The sequence below is a fragment of the Pseudochrobactrum algeriensis genome, from assembly GCF_018436245.1.
GTDB lineage: Bacteria > Pseudomonadota > Alphaproteobacteria > Rhizobiales > Rhizobiaceae > Pseudochrobactrum > Pseudochrobactrum saccharolyticum.
In genome coordinates this window covers 2,815,560-2,841,871 of the sequence record NZ_CP075361.1, presented here as the reverse complement: position 1 = coordinate 2,841,871, position 26,312 = coordinate 2,815,560, and the positions used below count along the sequence as shown (strand labels likewise).

The 26,312-nt window shown below is 51.5% G+C and carries 25 protein-coding genes; 17 read left to right on the top strand and 8 right to left on the bottom strand.

From position 1 onward, the window contains the following. Nucleotides 1–8: 8 nt before the first annotated feature. From KHQ09_RS15185 to KHQ09_RS15165, 5 genes are all read right to left on the bottom strand, one after another. On the bottom strand, nucleotides 9–1,019 hold the full coding sequence (locus tag KHQ09_RS15185) for a MotA/TolQ/ExbB proton channel family protein (RefSeq protein ID WP_420801452.1): 1,011 nt from the start codon (nucleotides 1,017–1,019) through the stop codon (nucleotides 9–11). A gap of 336 nt (nucleotides 1,020–1,355) precedes the next feature. After that, entirely contained in the window at nucleotides 1,356–2,147 is a 792-nt protein-coding gene (locus KHQ09_RS15180; RefSeq protein ID WP_022710518.1) for an inositol monophosphatase family protein, read from the bottom strand. Nucleotides 2,148–2,591: 444 nt separating this feature from the next. Further along, nucleotides 2,592–3,152, bottom strand: coding sequence for an elongation factor P (gene efp, locus KHQ09_RS15175; protein ID WP_022710520.1), 561 nt, complete (start codon nucleotides 3,150–3,152; stop codon nucleotides 2,592–2,594). A 338-nt stretch (nucleotides 3,153–3,490) separates the two neighbouring features. Further along, on the bottom strand, nucleotides 3,491–4,675 hold the full coding sequence (locus tag KHQ09_RS15170; RefSeq protein WP_238481656.1) for a tetratricopeptide repeat protein: 1,185 nt from the start codon (nucleotides 4,673–4,675) through the stop codon (nucleotides 3,491–3,493). 12 nt (nucleotides 4,676–4,687) lie between these two features. Beyond that, complete coding sequence (locus KHQ09_RS15165; protein WP_213599125.1) at nucleotides 4,688–5,353, bottom strand: thiamine phosphate synthase; 666 nt, start codon at nucleotides 5,351–5,353, stop codon at nucleotides 4,688–4,690. Between the two features lie 393 nt (nucleotides 5,354–5,746). Here KHQ09_RS15165 and KHQ09_RS15160 point away from each other — a divergent pair, with 393 nt between their 5' ends. From KHQ09_RS15160 to KHQ09_RS15080, 17 genes are all read left to right on the top strand, one after another. Then, a complete protein-coding gene (locus KHQ09_RS15160; protein WP_213599122.1) occupies nucleotides 5,747–6,967 on the top strand; it encodes an OpgC family protein in 1,221 nt (406 codons plus the stop codon). Between the two features lie 733 nt (nucleotides 6,968–7,700). Beyond that, nucleotides 7,701–8,207, top strand: coding sequence for a protease adaptor protein RcdA (gene rcdA, locus KHQ09_RS15155; protein ID WP_213600037.1), 507 nt, complete (start codon nucleotides 7,701–7,703; stop codon nucleotides 8,205–8,207). Nucleotides 8,208–8,468: 261 nt separating this feature from the next. Beyond that, entirely contained in the window at nucleotides 8,469–9,002 is a 534-nt protein-coding gene (gene ruvC / locus KHQ09_RS15150) for a crossover junction endodeoxyribonuclease RuvC (RefSeq protein ID WP_213599120.1), read from the top strand. Further along, nucleotides 8,999–9,616 (top strand): Holliday junction branch migration protein RuvA, encoded by a 618-nt coding sequence (ruvA, locus tag KHQ09_RS15145; RefSeq protein ID WP_213599118.1) that lies wholly within the window; start codon nucleotides 8,999–9,001, stop codon nucleotides 9,614–9,616. Before ruvC ends, ruvA begins: the two co-directional genes overlap by 4 nt. A 37-nt stretch (nucleotides 9,617–9,653) precedes the next feature. Next, nucleotides 9,654–10,694, top strand: coding sequence for a Holliday junction branch migration DNA helicase RuvB (gene ruvB / locus KHQ09_RS15140; protein ID WP_213599116.1), 1,041 nt, complete (start codon nucleotides 9,654–9,656; stop codon nucleotides 10,692–10,694). Then, nucleotides 10,694–11,170 carry a tol-pal system-associated acyl-CoA thioesterase gene (gene ybgC, locus KHQ09_RS15135; RefSeq protein ID WP_213599114.1) on the top strand — a complete coding sequence of 159 codons (477 nt, stop codon included), beginning with the start codon at nucleotides 10,694–10,696 and terminating at the stop codon, nucleotides 11,168–11,170. The genes ruvB and ybgC overlap by 1 nt, the downstream gene beginning before the upstream one ends. 481 nt (nucleotides 11,171–11,651) lie before the next feature. Beyond that, complete coding sequence (tolQ, locus tag KHQ09_RS15130; protein WP_022710531.1) at nucleotides 11,652–12,362, top strand: protein TolQ; 711 nt, start codon at nucleotides 11,652–11,654, stop codon at nucleotides 12,360–12,362. An 81-nt stretch (nucleotides 12,363–12,443) separates the two neighbouring features. Beyond that, on the top strand, nucleotides 12,444–12,893 hold the full coding sequence (gene tolR, locus KHQ09_RS15125; protein WP_022710532.1) for a protein TolR: 450 nt from the start codon (nucleotides 12,444–12,446) through the stop codon (nucleotides 12,891–12,893). A 7-nt stretch (nucleotides 12,894–12,900) separates the two neighbouring features. Next, nucleotides 12,901–13,980 (top strand): hypothetical protein, encoded by a 1,080-nt coding sequence (locus KHQ09_RS15120; protein WP_022710533.1) that lies wholly within the window; start codon nucleotides 12,901–12,903, stop codon nucleotides 13,978–13,980. Nucleotides 13,981–14,106: 126 nt separating this feature from the next. Beyond that, nucleotides 14,107–15,417 carry a Tol-Pal system beta propeller repeat protein TolB gene (gene tolB, locus KHQ09_RS15115; RefSeq protein ID WP_022710534.1) on the top strand — a complete coding sequence of 437 codons (1,311 nt, stop codon included), beginning with the start codon at nucleotides 14,107–14,109 and terminating at the stop codon, nucleotides 15,415–15,417. A 336-nt stretch (nucleotides 15,418–15,753) separates the two neighbouring features. Further along, complete coding sequence (gene pal / locus KHQ09_RS15110) at nucleotides 15,754–16,269, top strand: peptidoglycan-associated lipoprotein Pal (RefSeq protein ID WP_022710535.1); 516 nt, start codon at nucleotides 15,754–15,756, stop codon at nucleotides 16,267–16,269. Nucleotides 16,270–16,500: 231 nt separating this feature from the next. Continuing rightward, a complete protein-coding gene (ybgF, locus tag KHQ09_RS15105; RefSeq protein ID WP_213599112.1) occupies nucleotides 16,501–17,475 on the top strand; it encodes a tol-pal system protein YbgF in 975 nt (324 codons plus the stop codon). A gap of 26 nt (nucleotides 17,476–17,501) precedes the next feature. Next, nucleotides 17,502–18,956: a tRNA lysidine(34) synthetase TilS gene (gene tilS, locus KHQ09_RS15100; protein WP_213599110.1), complete on the top strand. Its 1,455-nt coding sequence runs from the start codon at nucleotides 17,502–17,504 to the stop codon at nucleotides 18,954–18,956. A gap of 152 nt (nucleotides 18,957–19,108) precedes the next feature. After that, the gene (gene ftsH / locus KHQ09_RS15095) at nucleotides 19,109–21,046 is read left to right on the top strand and encodes an ATP-dependent zinc metalloprotease FtsH (protein ID WP_075657311.1); all 1,938 of its coding nucleotides are present in this window, start codon (nucleotides 19,109–19,111) and stop codon (nucleotides 21,044–21,046) included. Nucleotides 21,047–21,312: 266 nt separating this feature from the next. Beyond that, entirely contained in the window at nucleotides 21,313–22,659 is a 1,347-nt protein-coding gene (gene glmM / locus KHQ09_RS15090; RefSeq protein ID WP_022710540.1) for a phosphoglucosamine mutase, read from the top strand. 251 nt (nucleotides 22,660–22,910) lie between these two features. Beyond that, nucleotides 22,911–23,777: an outer membrane protein gene (locus KHQ09_RS15085; RefSeq protein WP_370627107.1), complete on the top strand. Its 867-nt coding sequence runs from the start codon at nucleotides 22,911–22,913 to the stop codon at nucleotides 23,775–23,777. Nucleotides 23,778–23,879: 102 nt separating this feature from the next. Further along, a complete protein-coding gene (locus KHQ09_RS15080) occupies nucleotides 23,880–24,587 on the top strand; it encodes an outer membrane protein (protein WP_238481655.1) in 708 nt (235 codons plus the stop codon). Between the two features lie 61 nt (nucleotides 24,588–24,648). On the opposite strand, the gene KHQ09_RS15075 is transcribed toward KHQ09_RS15080, so the two are convergent. Genes KHQ09_RS15075 through KHQ09_RS15065 form a run of 3 tightly spaced genes read right to left on the bottom strand, consistent with a single transcriptional unit; the run spans nucleotide 24,649 to nucleotide 26,273 of the window. Further along, complete coding sequence (locus tag KHQ09_RS15075; protein WP_116089035.1) at nucleotides 24,649–24,987, bottom strand: DUF6616 family protein; 339 nt, start codon at nucleotides 24,985–24,987, stop codon at nucleotides 24,649–24,651. 22 nt (nucleotides 24,988–25,009) lie between these two features. Continuing rightward, the gene (locus KHQ09_RS15070; protein ID WP_213599107.1) at nucleotides 25,010–25,780 is read right to left on the bottom strand and encodes a DNA alkylation repair protein; all 771 of its coding nucleotides are present in this window, start codon (nucleotides 25,778–25,780) and stop codon (nucleotides 25,010–25,012) included. Then, complete coding sequence (locus KHQ09_RS15065; protein WP_213599105.1) at nucleotides 25,761–26,273, bottom strand: MarR family winged helix-turn-helix transcriptional regulator; 513 nt, start codon at nucleotides 26,271–26,273, stop codon at nucleotides 25,761–25,763. The genes KHQ09_RS15070 and KHQ09_RS15065 overlap by 20 nt, the downstream gene beginning before the upstream one ends. Nucleotides 26,274–26,312 lie beyond the last annotated feature (39 nt).

Sequence of the window (26,312 nt, the reverse complement as noted above, 5' to 3'; positions counted from 1 at the left end):
GTTCCGCCTTATTGTTCGCGCTTGGTAGCGGAGAGGATGGTGTTCAGTTTTTCGACAGCCTGACGCAGAGCTTTCTGCTCTTCGGCCTGTCGTTCAACCCAGTCACTCATGCTCTGCTGATCGTGGCGCATGGTTTTCACCAATGCCTGTACGCCGTCTGCCAAATTGGCCAGCGCAGCGGTTGTGCGCTGGCTGGTGCCGCTGCCATCCTGCATTGTTTGCAGGCGGTCGGAGAACAGGCGGATTTCTTCCAGCGTTGTATTGCCGCTTTCCGCATCAACGCGCAGGTCGGAATTAAGATCGGTGACCGAGGACAGCCAGTTTTCCAGTTCCGTATAGAAACGGTTCTGGGCGCGACCGGATTGCAAATCGAGAAAGCCAAGAATCAGCGAGCCGGACAGACCGAACAGGGAGGACGAGAAAGCCGTCCCCATGCCGCTGAGCGGTGCCTGCAATCCGCTCTTGAGCGAATCCAGCACCGTGCCGGTATCATTGGATTTCGGATCAAGCGACTGAATGGTCTGACCGATGGAACCGATAGTTTCCAACAAACCCCAGAATGTACCGAGCAGGCCGAGAAATACCAGCAACCCGATCAGATAGCGGGAAATATCGCGGCTTTCATCAAGGCGTGTGGCAATGGAATCAAGAATAGAGCGCATCGATGTGGCGGATAGTGCCATGGACTGGCGACGGCCGATCATCGCCCGCATTGGTGCCAGCAGCACCGGATCCGTCGCGCCGTCATCACCGTTGCGGAAAGAATTGACCCAGCGGATTTCCGGCACAAGGCGCAGAACCTGAATGAAAGCCAGTATGATACCGACCAGCAATACACCGAGAATCAGGCCGTTGAGGCCGGGATTAGTGACGAAGAAAGTTTGAATCTGCCGTACCAGTACCAGAGCCAGAAAAGCGACAAGAGCGAGGAATATAATCATAATCATCATGACCTGCCGCGGGCTGGAAAGCCGGTTCGGGTCGTATTCTGTTCCCATGCTGATATCCCGCTGCGCCATAATATTCTCTCGCCTGAGCCTGATGTGTTTTGCTTCAGATGCTGTTCTGCATTGTCTGAAACCGCTTTGTGATACAGGACGCTACTGCAAAATTTTCAAAACTGAAACTTTTATTCCTGTCATATTTCCGACTGTGGCAAGCTATAGCATGTCGCGGAAAAGTGGACACCGGTTTTCCTATAACGACATGCGTAAAAATAAGGCGATAGAGCGAGCGCTGCGGATATCATTAAATACGACGCTCTCTAGAGCGGTGAAAACGGGAACAGGATATAAAAAAATCCCCCGCGCATCAGAGATGAACGGGGGATTGGTGATTTCAGCCTGATCGTTTTATCAGACCGGCTTTTTGATTGTCCGCAGCAGCTGGCCGTGAATGAGCTCATTACCGGCTACGATGTTTTTCTGCTCATACATGTCCTGCTGGCCGTTTTTGTCGGAGATAAAGCCACCGGCTTCACGCACCATCAGAATACCGGCTGCCATATCCCAAGGGGACAGCGGCTCATCCCAGTAGCCGTCAACGCGACCGGCAGCGACATAAGCGAGTTCCAGAGAAGCGGCGCCAAACGCACGCATACCGGCGGCTTCACCCATAACATTGCGCAGTTCGATGAGGTAGTGACCATGCTTGCCGCGACCCAGATGCGGCATACCATGGGTAATCACAGCATCGGAAAGCTTGGAGCGGGCTGCAACGCGCAGGCGGCGGTCGTTGAGGAATGCACCGCCACCACGCTCAGAGGTATAAAGTTCGTCCGTTGCAGGATTGTAGATCACACCGGCAACAACCTGTCCCTGACGCTCAAGAGCGATGGAAACGGCAAAGGTCGGAATACCGTGCAGGAAGTTGGTGGTGCCGTCGAGAGGATCAACGATCCAGCGGTGCTGGCTGTCAGCACCTTCAACCGCGCCGCGTTCTTCCATCAGAAAGCTATAATCAGGACGCGCACGGCGCAGTTCGCTGAAAATAATATCTTCGGCTTTTTTATCGGCCTGACTTACATAATCGCCGGGGCCTTTGAGCGAGACCTGCAGATTCTGTACTTCACCAAAATCACGCGCCAGTGAGCGTCCGGCCTTGATTGCGGCCTGAACCATAACGTTGAGAATTGCTGAGCGCGCCATATTTTTCGTCCTGTCAGTGCATAAGTCCGGTGCTGGCTGAAGTCTGCATCGCCGGCCGGTACAATTTATGCGTTCGTGTCAAAGAGAAAACCGCTAAGCCTCACCAAAGACGAGGGGCAGTTTTCATGTGTGGAAACCGGCTGGCACAGACGTTAAATGTGAGCAGCGTCTGTTCGCCGGATAATCTTTTATATGCATAAAGATCATGCATAAATAATATCTGAGCTAAAAGCGAGAGACTGTTTAGAGCATAGTCCGGCACGGCCGGATCAGATCGACGCAGCCCGATAATATGAGCACGCGCACATTCTCCGAAAAGTGCTTTCGTTTTCTGGATCTATTCACAAATGTCAATGTGCTTAACAGCTTTTTCATCCGCAAAGCATGCCTTGCGGATGAAACAATATTTAAATCCTGAAGAGTACAGGGGGTATTTGAGCCGGATCAGGCGCGGGATACGTAGGTCAGTTCGTTGGTGTCAACGATAACGCGTTCGCCGGATTCAATGAAAGGCGGCACGAGAATACGGATGCCGTTTTCCAGAATTGCAGGCTTGTAGGAAGAAGCCGCTGTCTGGCCTTTAACAACCGGATCAGCTTCGGTGATTGCCAGTGTAACCTGATCCGGCAGACGAATGCCGATCGGGCGTTCTTCGTGCATTTCAACGGTGACCATCATGCCGTCCTGCAGGAATGCAGCGCGCTCACCAACAAAGTCTTTGTTCAGTTCGAGCTGTTCGTAGCTTTCGGTATCCATGAAAATCAGAGCTTCACCCTGTTCATAGAGGAAAGAGAAGTCTTTCTGCTCAAGACGGATGCGCTCAACAGTTTCAGCGGAACGGAAACGTTCATTCAGCTTGGTGCCGTCGATAAGGTTTTTCAGTTCAACCTGATTATAGGCGCCGCCTTTACCTGGTTTAACCGCGTTGCATTTAACTGCTGCCCACAGGCCGCCATTGTGCTCAATGACATTGCCGGGACGGATTTCGTTACCGTTGATCTTCATATTCGTTCAATCCGGAATTAGTGTGAAATTTTCTCTGATTTACCCTTTGAAATTCTGCGTCGCTTCGCGCAAAACCGGTGGCGGTTTGGCAAAAAATGCCGCAGGCGGTATCAGAGGGCTCTCAAGCCATATCAATCGGGGTTTTCAAGACCATAAATCTGCAATTTTAGCAAGTCTGATACGATGCTTTGCCGGACTTCGGGCTGCACTAGAGCATAATTTCTTAAACTTGAATCAGTTTAAGCGAAAATTATGCTCTCATTCAAAGTGTCAGAGCGAGTTTTATGCGCCCAATCGGGCGCATGGCGCTCTATGCTAGCAAAATGCAATTTTACCGGTCAGCGCAGATTGTTTGCACGGGCGATGGCCTGCTGAATTTCTTCATCTGTCAGCCCGTCCATGAAAGAATCGAGGTCTTTGGCATTGAGTTTTGAGCGCCGCGCCAGAATATACCATGCCGCAGCCTCAACCGAATTGCCGTCTGTGCCGATACCGTCACGATAAAGCCGTGCCACACGCGCCATGGCTGCAATATTGCCGCCCCGCGCTGCTGTCAGCATCCAGCGGAAACCGGCATCATAATTGCGCTCACCGCCGCGCCCTTCGACCAGCCATGTGCCCAGATCAAGCTGTGCCGTGTCATAATTTTTGCGGGCAGCACGCAATAAATATTCCCGTGCCTGCGCATCGTCGCGTTTGATTGTTGCGGTGCCATTGGCAAGCAGCTGACTGACAGCATATTCACCATCGGCCAGTCCGGCATCTGCCGCTTTCTGGAACCATGGTGCGGCTTCATCCAGCCCTTTGGCTCCGGGACGGCGCATCATCAGCATTTGCGCATAATTGAATTGCGCCATGGCATTGCCTGCCTCGGCCGCTTTTTGCATCAGCTCTTCAGCTTTTTTCGCGTCCTTGGTGACATAGATGCCCTGAAGCAGCATGGCGGCGTAGCGGAACTGGGCTTCATGTTCGCCTTTTTCTGCGGCTAAGCCATACCAGTGCGCTGCTTGTTTCTGATCGGATTTGACGCCAAGACCACGGGCATAGATTTCCGCTACCAGCGTTTGTGCCGCCGGATCACCGGCTTTGGCGCGTTCCATGCCGAGGTTGAAGGCTGTCAGATAAAGACCGCGCTGAAATGCACCAAAGGCCGGATCGGCAATTTTGTCTCCGAACCGGTTCTCGTTAAAAGCGGGCATGGCATCGGTCGTTGCCGGTTGCTGAAGCATATCAGATTTTTCAGCCTGATTTTTCGACCATGATCCGGCAAGTTCCGGAATAGTGAAGCCGGTTGAAACCGCCGGTACATCCATAGATGCGCCGGTCGGATCTGCCGGTTTATCCGTCTCTGTTTTGTCCGTTTTGGGCTTGTCAGCTTTGGACTTGTCAGCTTCAGGCACTGTTTTCTCAGGTGCCGGTTTTGCGGCCTCTGCAGCCATGACAGTGGTTGCCGGCATAGATGCCGCTGCGGCAACCAACCAGAAAGCACAGGTGCTGTTGAACAAAACGGATTTTTTCAGCATGGTCTAACTCTGTTACTCTTCAGTCTCAGCCGCACTCATCTCATCGAGCTGGCGGTTTGCATCGGCAATAACCTGTGCAGGATCTTCTGCGGAAAACACAGCGGTACCCAACGCGATAAATTCCGCCTGTGTGGCAAAACAAGCCGCGAGATCATCCAGTTTTGCACCGGCCTGCAAAATAGCAGGAATCTCAACCATTGCCGCCCACCATTCAGCCAGTGAAAGATTGCGCGGATGGGCTTCCGGTTTGGTATCTGCACCGATTTTGCCGAAGAACATATAGTCCGGCTGCAACTCACCGACTTCCAGCGCTGTGTGGCGCTCTTTTACATTGCCGGTGCCGACAATCATTCTCGGCGTATAGCGCTCAACTGCATCTGCAATATCAGCCAGAGAGCCTTCAATATGCACGCCGTCTGCGCCGACACGACCGGCAGTGCGGGTATCGTTCAGAATAATGGCTGCGGCACCTGCTGCCTGAATTTTGCCGACGGCCAATGTTGCAAAAGCCTGAAAGGATGCCTCGTCGGTTTTCCCATTGTCGAGAATGACGCTGGCAATGTCGCCTGCAGTCAGGGCTTTATCCAGCGTGGCAAGCAGCGTATCTGCTGTATGCCCTTCTGAAGAAGGAGAGGGGACAACCAGCACCAGACGCGGACGGTTTGCAGGAAATTTCATCAGATAAAGCCTCGTTGAGCGGGCGCCAATAGCCCATAAAAATGGCAAAGTTCGGGAATTGCATAGTGTAAAATATGCAATATACCGGTCATTATCTTCTGTTTAGAGCATATTTGCCAAAAGATAACGCGGTTTTTAAAGACAGGTGCAAAAACATCGGAGCGCTGTCCTTTTCCCCGAATTTCCCTTCGATCTTGATGCTAACAACTTATTGTCATTGTCGTTTTGTTTAGTTCTGGAAAATAATGTGATGGGGGTAAGCAGTAGCTTAGCCGCTTTCGTGTCCCATTTGAGTCGTATTGTTGTATGCAGACAAAAACTGTCTGCAGGACATGTTTTCGCTTCTTGAGAGATGAAAACATTCAGGCAAGTCAGGCAAAAGGCAGGCTGGCAATGACAATACATAATGCAGGACAGATGGTGAAAATGCGCGATACGCGTCTTGATGTTTTCAGGGCGATGGCATTGCTGACGATCTTCATCAACCATGTTCCGGGCACAATTTATGAGAAATTCACGCATCGCGAATTCGGTTTTTCCGATTCTGCTGAAGCTTTTGTGCTGATTTCCGGTCTGGCTGTTGCGCTTGCCTATAGTTCCAAATTTGTTGAAGGCAATCGTCTGTTGCTGTCATTGAAAATGGCACGCCGGTCGATGACGCTTTATATGGCGCAGATGATGACAACGCTCATCACACTGGCGATTTTCGGTTTTACGGCCATTTATATGAAACGGCCGGAAATGCTGGAAATGATTAATATCAAGACTGTGATGGAACAGCCTGCGCAGGCTTTTGTCGGTCTGGCCACGCTTGGCCACCAGCTCGGCTATAATAATATTCTGTCGCTCTATCTGGTACTGATGCTGTTTGCGCCGGTCATGCTTTATCTGTCGCGGATCAGCATTTCGCTGATGCTGACAATTTCCTGTTCGATCTGGTTTCTGTCCGGCTATTATCATATTGCGCCGGTGAATTATCCGACACAGGGCGTGTGGTTCCTTAATCCGTTGTCGTGGCAGTTTCTGTTCGCCATCGGTATTGGTGCGATGACCTATGTGAAGCAGGGCGGCCGCTTTGATCAGAACCGTCCGCTGATGATTGCGGCGATCGGTTATCTGGTTTTCTCCCTGCTGTGGCTACGTGTGACGCATCCGAACTGGGATATTTCCTTCGGCCTGCCTGCGGTGCTGACCGGTTTTGACAAGACCTATCTCTCGGCAACCCGTTTGTTGCATGTGCTGGCGCTTGCCTATGTGATTGCCGGTATTCCTGCGCTGTCGGAAAAAGCCCGTCTTGATATGAACCATCCGCTGGCCTTGCTGGGTAAACATTCGCTGCCGGTTTTTGTAGCCGGTACTATTCTGGCGATGGTTGGTCAGGCGCTGCGCCATGTTTATCCGGTGAGCCTGTCCTTTGACACCTTGCTGATTGCAGGCGGTATTATGGCTCAGTTTGCGCTGGTCTATTATCTGGAATGGCTGCCGCGCATCGGCTGGAAAGGCAAAGCAGTTTCGAAAAGCCCAGTGCCGGAAATCGCAAGATCCGCACGGGCGGCAGAAAGCCGGAAACCAGCTCCTATAGCTGTGAAGCCGCGTTCGGTTCCTGCGTCTTGAAAGTGGCAGAGCATGTCGCGGAAAAGTGGGCACCGGTTTTCCGATAACGACATGCGTAGAAATAAGGAAATAGAGCAAGCGCAGCGGATACAATTAAATGCGATAGGCTCTAGAAACTGAACTTACCGCATTAACCAAATATTAAAGTTAACAAAAGAATATAAGGCTATCCGGTTTTGCCGGATTCTTACCGAGTGGACTTGGTCCCTCTGTATGACGCCTCCCTGTTAAACTTCTGAGAGCCGCTTTTGCGGCTCTTTTTTTATTTCCGGACCTGCTTTGTTTATCCGCAGTTGAGAGCCGCTTTGTGGATAAAGAGTTTCTGAGAAAATTTGCGGGCAGGCGTTGCTGTTGGCAGAAAATACGGGCGATTCTGTTTAACTATCTGAACAGGCTTACTTTATTCGTCTGGATAGCATTATTTGCTCTGGCAAGCACAAAATCACAATTCATCTTTCTTTAACCATATTATTGCGCGAGCGTGTATGAGCGTGCATTTTGCTTGGATAGGCCATAGCCAAACGGTTTTTTACGATCACGCTTTGTGATGCAAACGAGTGAAGTGCAGCCTGATTATAGGGGATTCGCCTGTTTGGCCGGTTATAAACCGGAGAAAATACGGTGCCTTACGTGGTCGGAATGCTTGTCAAAAATTACAATTGCGGTTCAGTGAACTGCAGTTGCCAGTGAGCAGAACAAGATGATGGAACAGACACATCGCAGCGAAAACAGAGTGCCGGATAATATGATCCGTCTGTCGGAGCGTATGGTGTTTTCAGACAGTTTCAAACCGCTTTACAGTGAAGGTATGGCGCTGGTGGAAGAAGCCGCCGCTTATCTTGACGGTGAGGGGAAAGACGCTGCGCGTTCTCTGTCTCACAAGGCTGCAACACTTTATGCCGCAGAATCCATGCGTCTGACCTCGCGTCTGATGCATATTGCCTCCTGGCTTTTGCTATTGCGTGCCAGCCGTTCCGGCGATATGCCGCGCGAAATGGTGGCAAAAGAGAAGGCAAAGGTCAGTCTGGAAACCCATTCTGCCGGTGAAAAGACTGCAGGCTGGAAAGAACTGCCGCAGGCTTTCCGCGATATGATTGCGCATTCGCTGCATCTTCAGGATCGCGTGCGCTGTATGGATGGTGATAGCTATCATCAGCCGATCCGTGAACTGGTTGAGTGCAAGGGTAATCCGGTTTCGGATCAGATCGTTCTGTTGCGCACAGCATTTGGCAGTAATTGATCTGCCGGAGCATGTCGCGGAAAAGTGGGAACCGGTTTTCTGATAACGACATGCGTAAAAAATAAAGACAGAGCGAGCGCAGTGGCTATGATTAAATGCACACGCTCTGGTTTCATTTAATTGTCGCATGTTCGCGAACGCTAAATAAACCCATTTGAGCCAGACATGCTCTGGCATCTTCTCCTGTCTTTAAATTGCGATGTTTCCATTTTGTTCACATTTTGATTGTTGAATGCACCTTACACAAGGTAAGGTCAGCATATGAAACAGGCGATTCGCATTATTGGTATTGATCCGGGTTTGCGCCGCACCGGCTGGGGCGTGATTGAGTCCATGGGTAATTCCCTGCATTTTATTGCAGCGGGAACTGTCACCTCTGATGACAAAATGGATCTTGCCTCGCGTTTATGCCAGCTGCATGAAGGATTGAGCGCTGTCCTGCATCAGATGATGCCGGATGAAGCGGCTGTTGAACATACATTCGTCAATAAAGATGCGGCGGCAACGCTGAAGCTGGGGCAGGCGCGCGGTATTGCGCTGCTGGTGCCTGCACAGGCCGGATTGCGAGTGGCTGAATATGCGCCGAATGCGGTGAAAAAATCCGTTATTGGTGTCGGCCACGGTGAAAAACAGCAAATTCATATGATGGTCAAAGTGCTGATGCCGCGGGCGAGTTTTGATACCAGCGATGCGGCGGATGCGCTGGCGATTGCCATTTGTCATGCCCATAACCGGCACAGCCTGTATAATTTGGCAGAACTGAAGAAAAGCGGGAGGATTGCAGCCATATCATGATCGGGAAACTGAAAGGTGTTGTCGATGAAATTGCTGACGATCACGTCATTCTTGATGTGCATGGGGTCGGCTATGTGGCTTTCTGTTCTGCGCGCACGCTGGGCAATCTGCCTTCAGCGGGTGAAGCGGCAATTCTGCTGATTGAGACCTATGTGCGTGAAGATGTGCTGCGGCTTTACGGCTTCGGCACGGCATTGGAGCGTGAGTGGTTTCGTCTGTTGCAGAATGTACAGGGCGTTGGTGCCAAAGTGGCACTGGCAGTGCTGGGCACATTAACGCCGTCTGAACTCGCCAATGCCATTGCTTTGCGTGATATTGCTATGGTGTCCCGTGCGCCGGGTGTCGGCAAAAAAGTAGCCGAGCGCATTGTGACCGAGTTGAAAAATAAGGCGCCTGCATTTGCCGGTGATGCTGTGGCCAATATCGGACTGAAGCAGGAAATCGGTGAGGGTGTGGCTTCCACGGCAGTGAGTGATGCAGTTTCCGCGCTGAGCAATCTCGGCTATTCACGCGATCAGGCTGCCAATGCGGTGGCCAGTGCCTTGCGCGAGGCCGGAGAAGATGCAGATTCTGCCAAGCTGATCCGGCTTGGATTGAAAGAACTGGCGCGATAAGAGCGTTGCCTGAGAAAATGAAATGCGGGTGTAACTGATGAGTGATGAAGATCGTCTGATTTCTGCGCAAAAGCGCGGGGAGGATACGGACACGGCTTTGCGCCCGCAAAGCCTTGATGATTTTGTCGGTCAGGCGGCAGCACGCGCTAATCTGAAAATTTTTATCGAAGCAGCCAAAACCCGAGGTGAGGCGCTGGATCATGTGTTGTTTGTCGGCCCTCCGGGCTTGGGCAAAACCACATTGGCGCAGATTATGTCCAAGGAACTCGGCGTTAATTTCCGTTCCACCTCAGGGCCGGTGATTGCCAAAGCCGGTGATCTGGCTGCATTGCTCACCAATCTTGAAGACCGCGATGTGCTGTTTATCGATGAAATTCATCGTCTCAGCCCTGCGGTGGAAGAAATTCTCTATCCGGCGATGGAAGATTATCAGCTCGATCTGATTATCGGCGAAGGGCCTGCGGCACGCTCCGTCAAGATTGATCTGGCGAAATTCACGCTGGTGGCGGCGACAACCCGTCTCGGTCTTCTGACCACGCCTTTGCGCGACCGTTTCGGTATTCCGGTACGGCTGAATTTCTATACGGTTGATGAGCTGGAATATATTGTGCACCGCGGTGCACGGCTGATGCAGCTGAATATTTCCGATGATGGTGCACGCGAGATTGCGCGGCGTGCACGCGGAACACCGCGCATTGCAGGACGTTTGCTGCGCCGTGTCCGTGACTTTGCGCTGGTAGCAAAAGCAGACATTGTGGATGCGAAAATCGCCGATGAGGCGCTGATCCGTCTGGAAGTGGATAATATTGGTCTTGATCAGCTGGATCGCCGTTATCTTAATATGATTGCACGCAATTTTGGCGGCGGACCTGTGGGAATTGAGACGATTGCCGCCGGTCTGTCTGAACCCCGCGATGCGATTGAAGATATTATTGAACCCTATCTGATCCAGCAGGGCTTTTTGCAGCGTACACCGCGCGGTCGTGTGCTGACAGCACTTGCATGGCAGCATCTTGGGCTGACGGCACCGACTGATCTGGCTGCACGGCAGATCACCCTGTTTGAGGACGAAGCCTGATGCCGGATGTAGCAGTTCCAGACGATTTAAGCGCGGCTGAATCTGAAGTGATTAATGGCACGCTGACACCGGAAGGGCACCGGTTGCTGGCGCGGGTCTATTATGCCGATACGGATTTTTCCGGCGTGGTTTATCATGCCCGCTATCTGGAGTTTCTGGAGCGCGGCCGCACTGATTTTCTGCGTCTGAAAGGTGTGCACCATACGCAACTGGAAGAGGGGCAGCTTGGCGAGCCGATTGTCTGGATCGTGCGGCGCATGGAGATTGATTTCCGTTTGCCTGCCCGCATTGATGATATGCTGGTAATTGAGACTTGCGTGACTGAAGCTTCCGGTGCGCGGGTGACAATGCGCCAGCGCATTCAGCGCAAAAATGGTGAGCTGCTGATTGAAGCACAGGTCGAAGCGGCATTGATTAATAAGCAGGGTCGTCCGAAACGGATGCCCAAAGAGTGGAAAGCGCTGTTTACAGCTTAATTTTCGGCAGAGATTTTAATCATCAAGCCGGGACAATTGGGCGGGCATAATCCTGCGGCATATCAAAAATCGGGTGTGATCGCGCAGGCAGTGCTGAATAGGCACAGCCTCAAAACCGGCGGCGAAAAATCAGGCGCAGCACGTAAAATTGCCCGCAATAGTGCGAATCCTAACTTATCTTTAACCATAATAGTTCATCTTTAGTCTAAGACGGAGAGGTGAGGGCATGAATCTGCCTGTCGCCTTCCTTTCACCAAAATTAACCGTAAAAAGCAAAACAGCCGGTCATGCACAAGATTGTGTCCGGCACTATGCAGATACGGCGCAAAGCAATTCGGCGGGCCGTGCAGGCAAACAATGCATCCGGACCGCTTAAGGTAACAACAGATCGAAACGGTTGCGCAGAAAACTGCGCGGTGAACCGTTTTGCTTTTGCCGCCCGGTGATGAGCCGGGCGTTTGGATTCGAGGACAGGTGACAAATGGAAACGCTACCCATTGCAGCACATACAGCTGATGTCAGTCTCTGGGGACTGTTCATGCAGGCCAACTGGGTTGTGAAACTGGTCATGCTGGGCTTGCTGGCTGCCTCAATCTGGACATGGGCGATTATCGTCGACAAGACACTGGCCTATCGCCGTGCAACAAGTGCGATTGAGCGTTTTGAGCAGGTCTTCTGGTCCGGCCAGTCTTTAGAAGAATTATACCGCAATCTCGGTGAACGCCGTACCACCGGCATGAGCGCCATTTTCATGGCAGCGATGCGCGAGTGGAAAAAGTCTTTCGAAAAAGGCGCCCGTTCCCCGATTGCGTTGCAGATGCGTATCGAAAAAGCGATGGATGTGGCCTTGGCGCGTGAAAACGACAAGCTGGAATCACGCCTCGGTTTTCTGGCCACCATTGGTACATCCGCACCATTTATCGGTCTGTTCGGTACGGTTGTTGGTATTATGACCTCGTTTATGGCGATTGCCGCTTCCAAAAATACCAGCCTTGCCGTTGTGGCACCGGGTATTGCGGAAGCATTGCTTGCAACGGCGATTGGTCTTCTGGCCGCTATCCCTGCGGTTATTGCCTATAACAAGCTGACCGCAGACTCGGCAAAAATCACCGCACGTATGGAAGGTTTTGCCGATGAGTTTTCGGCCATACTGTCGCGACAAATTGATGAGAAGCTGACGCCGCGCGGATAAATTATCCGGTTTGTGTGCGTCAGTCGTTTTAAATTCAGGCCGGATATCAGGTCAAAAGATTAAGGCCGGAAGGTTCCAGATATGGGTATGTCATTAGGAAGTCAGGGCGGAGCAGGCGGTCGTCGCAGACGCGGCGGCAAGAAGGCTCCGATGAGCGAAATCAACATCACACCTTTCGTGGATGTGATGCTGGTGCTGCTGATTATCTTCATGGTGTCCGCACCGCTGCTCACCTCCGGTGTGCCGATTGATCTGCCGGATACGCAGGCCAAGGCGCTGAATGCCGATACTCAGCCGATTACCGTCTCCGTGAATGACAAGGGGCAGGTTTATTTGCAGGAAACCGAGATCGACATTGCAGAAGTGGTGCCAAAACTCGAAGCTATCGCCAAAACCGGCTATGAAGAGCGCGTTTTTGTGCGCGGCGATAAAAATGCCGATTACGGTACTGTGATGAAAGTGATGTCACGTATTTCCGCTGCCGGTTTCAAGAATATCGGTCTGGTGACCCTCCAGGAGCAGGATAGCTGACGCCATCATGAAGGCAGGTCTGACTTCCTCAACACTCATCCATGTGGTCATTATCGGCTGGGGACTATTCTCGTTCTCTTCGCCGAAGCCTTTTGACATGACTGATACTGAATCCTTCCCTGTCGATATTGTACCGATTGAAGATATTTCACAGGTACAGCAGGGCGATAAAAAAGCGCCGAAAGCGGAAAAAGCAGCACCAAAACCAACGACTAAGCCGAAAACGGTTGAGCAGGCGGAAAATGCCGGCGACAGCGAGCTTGATCTGAAAACACCGCCGATGCCGAATGAAAAGCCGAAGCCTGTTGAAACCGCAGAAGCGGCTAAGCCTGCGGAAAAACCGGCTGAAAAGCCGGAGCCTGTACAGGAAAACAAGCCGGAACCAAAACCGGAGCCGGTTAAACCGCCTGAACCGGTGAAGCCGCCGGAGCCAAAAGTGGAGCCGAAGCCGGAACCAAAGGCTGAGGTGAAGCCGGATCCTGTTGCGGAAGCAATTGCGCAGCAGCCGGAACAGGCTGAAGAAGTCAAATTGCCGGATCGCGTTCCGGCGCCGGAAGCCAAACCGAAACCGCAACCAACGGAAACGGCCAAGGCTGAGGATAAGAAAAAAGACGAGAAGAAACCGGAAAAGCCAAGCACAACCGCGCAGAATACGTCGAAAGATAAAGATGCAAAGGCTGACGAGGTTGCCGTTCTTTTGAACCGTGAGAAATCTGCAGGTGGCGGAGCTAAACGCTCTACCGACAAGGAAGCCTTTGGTGCCAAGAAAACGACCGGCGGAGCTAAACTCAGCCAGACGGAAATGGATGCTCTGAAAGGTCAGATCAGTGACAAATGGAGCATCCCTTCGGGTGTGGCCGATGCCGCTGATCTGCGTATTACCGTTAAGATGCAGCTGAACGAAGACGGCTCGATTAACGGCTCGCCGGAAGTCACCTATACGGGCGGCGATTCTATCGTTGGCCGTGCGGCAGCAGACAGTGCGCGGCGTGCGGTGATGCGTGCAGCGCCTTACAATCTGCCGCGGGATAAATATGAAACCTGGGCGACGGTCATCGTGAATTTTGACCCGAGCGAAATGTTCTAAACGGAATACGGACCGGCGCTGCGTAGCGCCGGTTTCAGGGGCTTTCTGTGAAGCTCTTCAATATCAAAGCATGTGAGACGTCTCACAGAACCAAATATGATCAGGACAAACGAGGTCCACGCCATCATGAAAACACTGTTTAAAACCTTATTTTCAGTTCTCGCTGTCGCTGCGGCAGTGAGCACGGCTGCAGTGCTGCCTGCACGCGCCGTTGTGGAAGTAAATATTAACAAGGGTAATGTTGACCCGCTGCCGATTGCTCTGACCGACTTCTTGTCCGGTGATGCGCTGGGTGCGGAAATTACCTCTATCATCGCTGCGGATCTTGAGCGTTCCGGCCTTTTTGCGCCGATCGACAAAAAAGCATTCATTGAAAAAATCAGCAATCCGGATGTGGCACCGCGTTTTGAAGACTGGAAAGTCATCAATGCACAGGCACTGGTTACCGGTCGCGTGACCAAGCAGCCGGATGGCCGTCTGAAAGCTGAGTTCCGTCTGTGGGATACTTTTGCCGGACAGCAGCTTGCAGGCCAGCAGTTTTTCACAACACCGGAAAACAAGCGCCGCGTTGCCCATATTATCGCCGATGCGATTTATGAGCGCCTGACCGGTGAAAAAGGCTATTTCGATACACGTATCGTGTTTGTTGATGAGTCCGGCAGTGCGCAGAAACGCGTCAAGCGTCTGGCGATCATGGATCAGGACGGCGCGAATGTGCGTTACCTGTCGAATGGTAAAGATCTGGTGCTGACACCGCGCTTCTCACCAAGCCGTCAGGAAATCACTTATATGTCTTTTGCCGGTGACCGTCCGCGCGTTTATCTGCTGCAGCTGGAAACAGGACAGCAGGAACTTGTCGGGAATTTCCCGGGCATGACGATTGCACCACGCTTTTCTCCTGATGGTCAGAAAGTGGTGATGAGCCTGCTGCAGGATGATGGTAGCGCCAATATTTACACGATGGATCTGCGTTCGCGCACAACCACCCGTCTGACCAGCAGTCAGGCCATTGATACTTCGGCCTCCTATTCGCCGGATGGTTCCAAGATCGTATTTGAATCCGACCGCGGCGGTCGCCAGCAGATTTACGTCATGGGGGCCGACGGCTCCAACCCGCAGCGTGTTTCTTTCGGTAACGGCAGCTATTCGACACCGGTCTGGTCCCCGCGCGGCGATCTGATTGCTTTCACCAAGCAGTCCGGCGGTCAGTTCTCGATCGGCGTGATGAAAACCGATGGTTCAGGTGAGCGCCTGCTGACAAGCGGCTTCCATAATGAAGGTCCGACATGGGCACCGAACGGCCGTGTTCTGATGTTCTTCCGTGAAAGTGGCGGTACATCCCGTCTCTATACGATTGATCTGACCGGTCGTAACGAACGTCAGATCCAGACGCCGAATGCGGCTTCTGATCCGGCATGGTCACCATTGCTGAATTAAGTTTGAGATAAGCTCTGTGTGCTGAATAGGACACAGAGCTTATTTTTGAGGGCTGATGCTTTAGTCAAATCAGGCTTTTGTGATAACAAGCCGTGTTTTTGCCGCATTGCTTTCTAGGTTGCCGATAAATGGTTCGCTTTGAAATCAGGGAAGAACCACTTGAAGCTGTCTCTGTGAATGAGCCGAAATACGGATTTTTGACGGAGAAATCTTGAGTTTTTATGCTGATTAAGTAACAATTAACCATGTTATTTGAACGGTTTTTAACCTCAATATGATTAATCATCTGGTTAGTCATACATCATGTAAACGCATTATTCTTAAGGAGTACGGGCCATGCGCCGTTCCCAGTCGATTGCCCGCAGCCCGTTTGCTGTTGCCCTTTTCCTGTCGCTTGCCGTAGCCGGTTGCGCCAACAAGAAAAACCTGCCGAACAATGCAGGTGACCTTGGTCTGAACGGTATGGGTGCCAATGGTGCTGTTGCCGGTTCCGCACAGGACTTCACCGTGAATGTCGGTGACCGCGTGTTCTTCGATCTCGACAGCTCCGTGATCCGCGCTGACGCACAGCAGACATTGTCCCGTCAGGCTCAGTGGCTGGCTCGCTATCCGAACTATTCGATCACTGTTGAAGGTCACTCGGATGAACGCGGTACACGCGAGTACAACCTGGCACTTGGCCAGCGTCGTGCTGCTGCTGCCCGTGATTATCTGGCTTCCCGCGGCGTGCCGGTTAACCGTATGCGCACAGTTTCCTACGGTAAGGAACGTCCGGTTGCAGTTTGCGACAATATTTCCTGCTGGTCGCAGAACCGTCGTGCAGTAACCGTTCTGAACGGTGCCGGCAGCTAATCTGCAGTTAAAAAGTCATTTTTCGCTGCTCGTAATAATTGCGCGATAAAAAAGACACAGACTTATGGGAAAAGCGGCCTCAGGGTCGCTTTTTTCAGTTTGAACATAAAAGCCAAAATTTGGCCGCACTCAATTGCACCATTTCAACTGAGATTATAAAGATTGAACCGGTCCATCTGAGAATGTGATGATGACCCTTGGAACAGAATTCGGGCGCATGAGGTATTGCGAATGAAGAAAGCGATAAAAAGACTGGCTTTGGCTGTCAGTTTGCTGCCGCTGCTGGCTATGGCAACGGGCGGAACAACAGCCTTTGCTCAGGCCAGTGATCAGCGGGTAATTCAGTTGCAGGAGCAGGTTCGTGACCTGACCGGCAAGCTTGAAGAAATGAACTTCCAGATTTTGCAGATGCAGGAGCAGATGCGTAAAATTCAGGAAGACAATGAATTCCGCTTTGAAGAGCTGGAAAAAAAGAAAAAGGCCGACGCCGGTTCTGATCAATCCACACAAACAGCGGCGGCAGATTCTGCCGCTGTATCCTCTGACGGTGCTTCAGCAGATAAGGAACCGCGCCAGACGGCTTCGGCGAGTGCGGATAATGACAACACCGCTCAGGATTCATCTGATTTCCAGCCTGCACAGGATGCCAATACAGATAATTCCGCCGCTTCCGTTGCTACTGGTCAGCAAACGCCGGTTACAGTCACATCGCAGGCTCCGCGTGCGCTCGGCTCTATCCGCTTTGATTCCAGTGGCAATGTAATCGGCGGCAGTCTGAGTGATGAGCCTGCGCAGCAAACGGTTTCCCTGCCGCAGACCGACAATCCCAACGAACTTTATAATGCCGCCTATCAGTTTATTCTTGCCGGTGATTACCGCTCGGCAGAAGTGGCATTTCGTGCGCATATCGACCGCTATCCGGCTGATCCTATGACATCGGATGCCCGTTACTGGTTGGGTGAAGCACTGTACGGACAGGATCGTTTTGCGGAATCAGCTACGGTTTTCATCGACAATCAGCGGGATTTTCCTGATTCTAAGCGTGGTGCGGAGAATATGCTGAAGCTCGGTATGGCTATGGCCAAGCTAAATGACCGCGAAGTTGCCTGTGCGACGCTGGCAAAAATCAGCAGCCGTTTTCCTTCAGCCGCTCCGGCAGTGCTGAAACGTGCGGATGAAGAGCGTAAACTCAACCGCTGCTCATAAAATATGGCACAGGGGGCTGACGCCGGATGCAGGGCACGGATGTGAATGCTGCGAAGACGGCAATTTCAGACGGTGGCACCGCTATGCTAATGCCGGATTTTCTGCCGCGAATTTTTACAGGCTTTGATAATGCGCTGGCGGGGCAGCATCCGTCGGTGATGATTGTTGCGGTTTCAGGCGGCAGCGATTCTTTGGCACTGTTACTGCAGACCAGACTTTATTTACAAGAAAAGCTGCCGGAATGCCGTCTGATCGCAGTGACTGTCGATCACAGACTACGCGCGGAATCTGCGGATGAAGCGGCGGGTGTTGCTGAGTTTTGTAAGAACATCGGCATTGCGCATCAGATTTTGTGCTGGACCGGCGAAAAGCCTGCCAGTGGTCTTGCGTCTGCTGCCCGTTCTGCACGCTATGATCTGCTGGTACAGGCTGCACGCCACCATCAGGCTGATATTATTCTGACAGGACATACGGCTGACGATCAGGTCGAGACATATCTGATGCGTCGGGAAAGAGAAGGCTTGACAGCTGGTCTTGCCGGAGCTGAGCGCGGGCTTGCCGCTATGGCTGTGCAAACTCTGCTGCAAACGAAGGTTCTGCTGTGCCGCCCGCTGCTGGATATCTGGCGGGGTGAGCTGAGAGGTTTTTTATCAGCACATAATATCCGTTGGGTGGATGATCCGAGCAATGAGAATCCGGCCTATGAGCGCCCGCGAGTGAGGCAGGTTGCGAAAATGCTGGATAAGCCAGCTCTGTTGCAGGCCGTTGATGCCGCAGCAGTGCAAAGACGTGCAGATAATCACCGCGTGGCTGACTTGCTGAAACAGGAAAACAGCCAGATCAGGCTGCTTGCCGGTGACAGTTTGTTTTTACCTGCCGGATGGGGCGCATCAGATCGGGATATTATCCCGCTGACACTGGGTTATTTGCTGGCTGCTATCGGCGGGCAGGCTTTTTTACCGGCACTGCGGGATTGTGCTGAGCTTACCAACTGGCTTGATAAACCTTCAATACCGGCCGGACAAAGGAAAACCCTGCATCGCTGTGTGATTGAAAAATCCCGTCATGGGACGATTATCCGCCGTGAACGACGTAATTTGCCCGTAATTCCATTGCAGAGGGAAGAAGAGGCCTTGTGGGACGGGCGTTATCATATCCGCAATGAGGGAACAGAACCGCTTGTCATTGCTGCGCTGAGTGAAAAGCAGTTGTCTGCTTATTTGCAACAGCACAAGATAGGTACAGGAGAGGGGAAACAGGGATATTTTGACCGCAACAGTTTGCTCGCTGCACCGGCTGTCTTTTGTGACGGGGTGGTGACCTGTTTTCCTGCATTGTCCGGTCTGGTTCCGCAAAGTTCTGAAGTTCGGATAAAATGCACTCTTGCCTGTTTTGACAGGGTGCTTTCCGGCCATGATTTTGAGGTCGCACAGGTTGTAAAAGGGCTTTTAACCATGCCTTTCAACCATAATTACAGGTAAATTCTGCAAAGAATGCAGAAGAATCACTTATGAAGCTGTACACCGCCTTGGCAAGGCCGTGCATCGAACCTATGTTAGGTTTGAATATTTTTCCGGAAAGCGCCAAAACGGCAGATGAGCCGGAAAGACGTTGGTAATCGATTGGACCCGAGATGAATCCAAATTATCGCAACTTCGCCCTCTGGGCGATCATTGCTCTCCTGCTGGTTGCATTATTCAACCTGTTTCAGAGTCCGGCGCAGCGCGCGTCGTCTCGTGAGATTCCTTATTCGCAATTTATTGAAGATGTATCGGGCGGACGGGTTAAATCCGTCACCATTACCGGCCCGCGTATCGTCGGTTCCTATGCTGATAATAATGCGACATTCCAGACCTATTCCCCTTCGGATGCCAGCCTGATCGGCCGCCTTGAAGAGAAAAATGTTGCGATTACCGCAAAGCCTGAAAGCGATGGCTCGGGATCGCTGTTCGGTATTCTTCTGTCATGGCTGCCTATGATCCTGATCCTCGGCGTGTGGATTTTCTTCATGCGTCAGATGCAGGGCGGTTCACGCGGCGCAATGGGTTTCGGTAAATCCAAGGCGAAACTTCTGACTGAGGCGCATGGCCGTGTGACCTTTCAGGACGTTGCCGGTGTTGACGAAGCTAAGGAAGATCTGGAAGAAATCGTTGAGTTTCTGCGTGATCCGCAGAAGTTCCAGCGTCTCGGCGGTAAAATTCCGCGCGGTGTGCTGCTCGTAGGCCCTCCGGGAACCGGTAAAACTTTGCTGGCGCGTTCTGTTGCCGGTGAAGCCAATGTGCCGTTCTTTACAATTTCCGGTTCTGACTTTGTTGAAATGTTTGTTGGTGTCGGTGCAAGCCGTGTCCGCGATATGTTTGAACAGGCAAAAAAGAACTCTCCTTGCATTATCTTCATCGACGAAATCGATGCCGTTGGTCGTCACCGTGGTGCGGGCTTAGGCGGTGGTAATGATGAACGCGAACAGACGCTGAACCAGTTGCTGGTTGAGATGGATGGTTTCGAAGCCAATGAGAATATTATTCTGATTGCTGCCACCAACCGTCCTGACGTGCTTGATCCTGCGCTTCTCCGTCCGGGTCGTTTCGACCGTCAGGTTGTTGTGCCTAATCCGGATGTAAGCGGCCGTGAACAGATCCTCAAAGTGCATGTGCGTAATGTACCGCTTGCACCGAATGTCGATCTGAAAGTTCTTGCCCGTGGTACGCCTGGTTTTTCTGGTGCGGATCTGATGAACCTCGTCAATGAAGCTGCACTGATGACAGCACGCCGTAACAAGCGTCTGGTGACTATGCAGGAATTTGAAGACGCTAAAGATAAGATCATGATGGGTGCAGAACGTCGTTCTTCGGCGATGACGCAGGCAGAAAAAGAACTGACCGCCTATCATGAATCCGGTCACGCGATTGTGGCGATGAATGTGCCTGTGGCTGATCCGGTCCATAAAGCAACCATCATTCCGCGCGGTCGTGCGCTGGGTATGGTGATGCAGCTGCCGGAAGGCGACAAATATTCCATGAGCTATAAATGGATGGTGTCGCGCCTTGCAATCATGATGGGTGGCCGTATTGCCGAAGAACTGAAATTCGGTAAGGAAAACATCACATCCGGTGCGTCATCCGATATTGAACAGGCAACCAAGCTTGCCCGTGCAATGGTGACCCGCTGGGGCTTTTCTGAAAAGCTCGGCTATGTTGCCTATGGTGAAAATCAGGAAGAGGTTTTCCTTGGTCATTCCGTATCGCGTACGCAGAATGTTTCTGAAGCAACAGCCCAGCTGATTGATGCGGAAGTTCGTGAGCTGATTGACAATGCCTATGTTGAAGCACGCCGTATTCTGACAGAAAAGCATGATGCATGGGTCGCCATTGCTGAAGGCCTGCTGGAATATGAAACCCTGAGCGGTGAAGAGATCAAACAGCTGATCGCCGGTCAGAAACCGAACCGCGACACAGGTGATGACTCATCCTCATCGCGCGGATCGGGTGTTCCTAAAGCCGGTGCATCGCGCAAAAAGCCTGATGCCGAGCCGGAAGCCGGACAGGATATGAAGCCTGAACCACAGGCATAAGACTTGTACCGGTAACGACTGTGTTAAATAAGAACCGGGCTTTTAAAGCCCGGTTTTTTATTTCGTTGATCTGAACGGGCACGCTGTGTCATTCGGAGACAGCAATTTAAATATCCTGAGCGGATCTGTTTACCAGATGATGAGTTTCATGGTCTGGATATTTGACAAGAGATATAAAATCGCTGCATTGCTAGTTTTAAGAGAAGCCTGTTTTCTGTTCTTTAGAATAAGGCAGGTATGGCACTGCGCAAAGAAAAGGCTTGAATATGTCCCGTAAATATTTTGGTACTGACGGCATTCGCGGTAAGGCTAATTCTTTTCCGATGACGCCGGATATCGCTATGCGGGTCGGTATGGCTGTAGGCTTGTCATTCCGTGATGGCGGACAGGGACAGCGTGTGGTGATCGGCAAGGATACACGTCGTTCGGGCTATATGCTGGAAAATGCGCTTGTTGCCGGTTTTACCTCCATGGGCATGGAAGTGTTTCTTCTGGGGCCGATCCCGACACCGGCTGTTGCCATGCTGTGCCGTTCATTGCGTGCAGATATTGGTGTGATGATCTCCGCCTCGCATAATCCTTATTATGATAACGGTATTAAGCTGTTTGGCCCTGACGGTTACAAATTGTCAGACGCGCTGGAATTGCAGATCGAAAAGCTGATTGATGATGACATGAGCGCGCATATGAGCAGCCATGGCGAAGTTGGTCGGGCGAAACGCGTTGACGGTGATATTTATCGCTATATTGAGTTTGCCAAGCGTACGATGCCGCGTCATTTGTCGCTGAATGGTCTGCGTATTGTAGTCGATTGTGCCAATGGTGCAGCCTATAAAGTGGCACCGGCTGCTTTGTGGGAACTCGGTGCTGAAGTTATCACCATTAATAATACACCGAATGGTACGAATATTAATGAGGATTGTGGTTCCACCCATCCGGAAGGTCTGATCCGTAAAGTTCATGAAACCCGCGCCGATGTTGGTATTGCCCTTGATGGTGATGCGGATCGTGTGCTGATGGTTGATGAAAACGGCACCATCATTGACGGCGATCAGCTGATGGCTGTGATTGCGGAAAGCTGGTCAAAGAGCGGACGTCTCGTTGGCGGCGGTATTGTTGCGACCATTATGTCCAATCTTGGTCTGGAGCGTTTCCTCGGCGATCAGGGGCTGACACTGGCGCGCACCAAAGTCGGTGACCGTTACGTTGTTGAACATATGCGTGAGAACGGTTTCAATGTCGGTGGCGAACAGTCGGGTCATATTGTGCTGTCTGAATTTGGTACGACCGGCGATGGTTTGATCTCTGCGCTGCAAATTCTTGCTGTTATGCAGGAGCAGGGACGTCCGCTGAGCGAAGTTTGCCGTAAATTTCAGCCCGTGCCGCAGATTCTTAAAAATATCCGCGTTGCCGGCGGAAAATTGCTTGAGAATAAAACAGTTATTCAGGCGATCGAAGAAGGCAAAAATGCTCTTGGCAGCACTGGCCGTGTTGTGATCCGTCCTTCAGGGACTGAACCTCTGATCCGCGTAATGGCTGAGGGTGACGACCATAAACTGGTTGAAACTGTCGTCGATGATATTATCACATCGATCAGAACAGCAGCAAAATAACGGGCTGATTTACGAATTTGTGCCTGTTTTCATATGCGGTACTCTGTATCGCTCATGTATAAAACTGAATATTTTCAATAAAAAGAGGGGAATTTTTTGCCCCTCTTTTTTATATGGTTACATGTGCAATTATTAATAAATATCGTGAATAAACAAGGTTAAGTAGCATTTAACCTTTCCGAATTATGGTGTGTCTGAGAATAGTCGTCCCGGTGCTACATGGCCGTGGAAATGCGATAGGACACGCTATGATGAACTTAAAGAATTTGCTTATCGCCGGTGTTGCAGGGCTGACAATGGCGGGCTCTGTTTCCTCGGTCTTTGCGGCGGATATCGTCGATATCCCTGAACCAATCATTCCTGAAGTTGTGGTTCCGCCTGCGCCTGTCGGCGGCTGGTATCTGCGTGGCGATATCGGTTATGCCGGTGCGAAATTCAAAGGTGCCAATTATGCGACGATTGACAAGGGATGTGGCAGCACCTGCTCGGGAACCAGCTTCGGTGAAAATTCACTGGATGGTAAATTGAAAGGTTCATTCCTGCTCGGCGGTGGTGTCGGTTATCAGGTGACGGATTATTTCCGTACAGATCTGACGGTCGATTATCTGACCCGCGCGAAGTTCAGCGGTTCCACGAGCGGCGTTTGCACAGCCAATAATGCTTATGCCGATTGCGTATCTAACGACACAGCGAAAATGTCGGCGCTTTCCATTCTGGCCAATGCCTATATTGATCTGGGTAATTTCAACGGTTTTACACCTTATGTCGGTGCCGGTATCGGTGGTACGCGCATCAAATGGGGTGATCTGACCAATACGATTGATCCTGGCTTTGATCAGTCTGGCTCGACGGTTCATTACGGTTCTGCAAGCTGGCGCTTTACCTGGGCTTTGATGGCCGGTCTCTCCTATGATCTGACACAGAGCCTGAAGCTGGATGCCGGTTATCGCTTCCGCCGCATTGAAGGTGGCGAAATGTTCGGTGCAACAAAAGATATCGGCCGTGGCTTTGATCGCAGCTTTGATATTCACGATGTCCGCGTTGGTCTGCGTTACCAGTTCGGCGGTTACAGCCGTCCGGTCGCTTACAATGATGTGACAACACCGGTTTATAAGTAAGTGAATTTGTGCTGCGCCCTAAAAGGCGCAGCACAGTCCGCACAGATTTCCATTTAGTATTTCAGTCTCATGTGAGGCGGAAAACAGAATTACAGGATGCAGATGATGAAAAAATCTTCATTCACATCATTGCATAAAGCAGTGATTGCAGTTTTCGCGCTATCCGCTGCAAGCGGAGTGGCGCAGGCCGCCGATCTCGATCAGATTCTTTATGCGACACCTGTCGAGCAGGACGTTTATAAGCCCGTGGAAATCGGATCAGGCTGGTATCTGCGCGGTGATATCGCCTATGTACCGTCCGATAATGTTAAGTCTCGCCTGAAGGGCTATGACTGGGTGGGCGAAGGACGCGGCGACACCAAAGCCACAGCTGCTTATAGCGGGGGTGTCGGTTATCAGTTTACCGATAATATTCGTGGTGATGTGACTTTGGGCTATCGCAAGATGAAGATCAGCGGTGAGCCGATTGAAGCCGGTATCTGGGATGTGATGGCAAATGCCTATTACGACATCGGTAATTTTTCAGGTGTAACACCTTATGTCGGTGCCGGTCTTGGTATGGCGAAAGTCGATTACAAAGTGCACGGACCAGTTGGTGATTTCATTAATGGCCGTGATACGACCCGTCTGCAATGGGCGCTGATGGCCGGTGCTGCAATTGATGTAACCGAGAATATCAAATTTGATCTTGGTTACCGCTATGCACGTATTTCATCCGGTGATGCCGCAAATGTCGGGTCTCTGACGATTGCGGATAAAGGTTTGGAATCGCATCAGATTCGCGCAGGTTTGCGCATGACAACCTGGTGAGCAGGTTAAAATCTCTGCTATTATTGAAATGCCGCGTTTATAAAAACGCGGCATTTTTTGTTTAGCAGGCGGCGAGCTGTGCCAGATGTGTGTTCATATCGGTTGCTTCACCTGCTGCATTGATGGTGTCAAAATAATCATGCCAGCCGGTTGCATGAATGGCTTCCAGCAAAGCTGTAACGGCCGCTTTATCTGTGAATTTCCAGATGGCGAAAAACTGCTGCTGTGCCGGATGGAGTTGAGACGGATCGGTCTGACCAAATGCTAATGGTTCAATACCGAATTCAGACAGGCTGCCCATGCCTGCGCCAATGCTGGCGAAAAATGCCTGTCGTTGTTCAGGCAATAGGGCAAGCCATGCCGCTTTAGGGTTGTATAATTCTGCAAGATAATGGGTCATATCAGTCTCGTTTAATGGAGGATTACTTGTCGAGTGTTCGCAAAGCACGTTTGCAAATGCGGGCGGTAGCCGGTGATGTGCTTTCTTTTTGCCAGCGCTCACAAAGGGCGCGCACCCAATCCGGTGTGGTTTTGGAGGCATCATTCAGCCAGTTGGCGACAGAATCCTGCACATAAATTTCCGGATCACTGCGCAGTGCTTCAAGGATAGGTAGTACCAGTTCCGGCTGTGTTTTCAGCAGGTTAAAATGGGCGCACCATACGCCGCGCGGGCGGACAGCCTCGCAGGCATAGCGCCGGATTTTATAGGACGGGTCATTCGTCCATGGCTGCAATAGGCTGAAGCTCTGTTCCGGTTGCGCGATAAGATCATTGCGTAGTGCCAGCCATGCCCATTCGCGCACGCCAAAATGATGATCATCGGCAAGAGGGCGGATCAGTTCCAGCTTCTCTTGCAGGGAAAGCTGCTGTTTCTGGGCGATGAAATAACATGCCCAGCCACGGATTGTGTCTGATTGATGGATATTCAGATCACTCAGGCTGATTTTCCCGTGGCTGTGTAGTAATTGTGCTGCCAGTGCCATGCGGGCGGTGATACCAGCCGTAGTACCGCTGAGTTGTTGATGTATTTCTGCCGGAATATCCGGAAAAACAGCCTGCATCAAAAGGGCGAAATCAATGGCCAGACATTCAGTCAGCACAGTGGTTTCAGCGGTGCCGTTATTCAGTTCGGCCAATCGTTCCGGTGTGATGTCGCTCATGCGGCGGACAGATTTAACGGGTGCTTTGGTCATGGTCTGTCGGCTCCTGTGCCGCTGTCCAGATTTTACCCAGTAAAGTACTGAGCATTTGTTTCTCTTGTTCATTCAGCGGTGCCATCAGAGAGGCGATCCATTGTGAATGATCGCTCACCAGCGATGTTGCGGTCTGTTTTCCCTTGTCCGTCAGAGTCACGATAATAGAGCGGCGGTCTGTCTGGCTGTGATTCCTCAGGATGAATCCATCACGCTCCAGTCCGTCGAGCAGGCCGGTTAGCGTGGCGCGGGTGATTCCGGCACGCTCTGCCAAAAGATGGGGTGCCAGACCTTCCGGCTCTTGCTGCAACAAAAACAGAATCACAAAACGGCTCTCGGAGAGCTGATAAGGGGCGAGGCGTTGTGCGCAGCTCAGATCAATCATTTTGGCAGTGCTGAGCAGCTCAAAACACAGGCGCATATTCTGATAATGGCTTGTTTGCTGCGTTTCAGTCCCCAGAAGAGCGCGATGTTTGATTTCCAAAATATTCATACGGCAACATATAGTATGGCGCCTAACTAAATGTCAAGA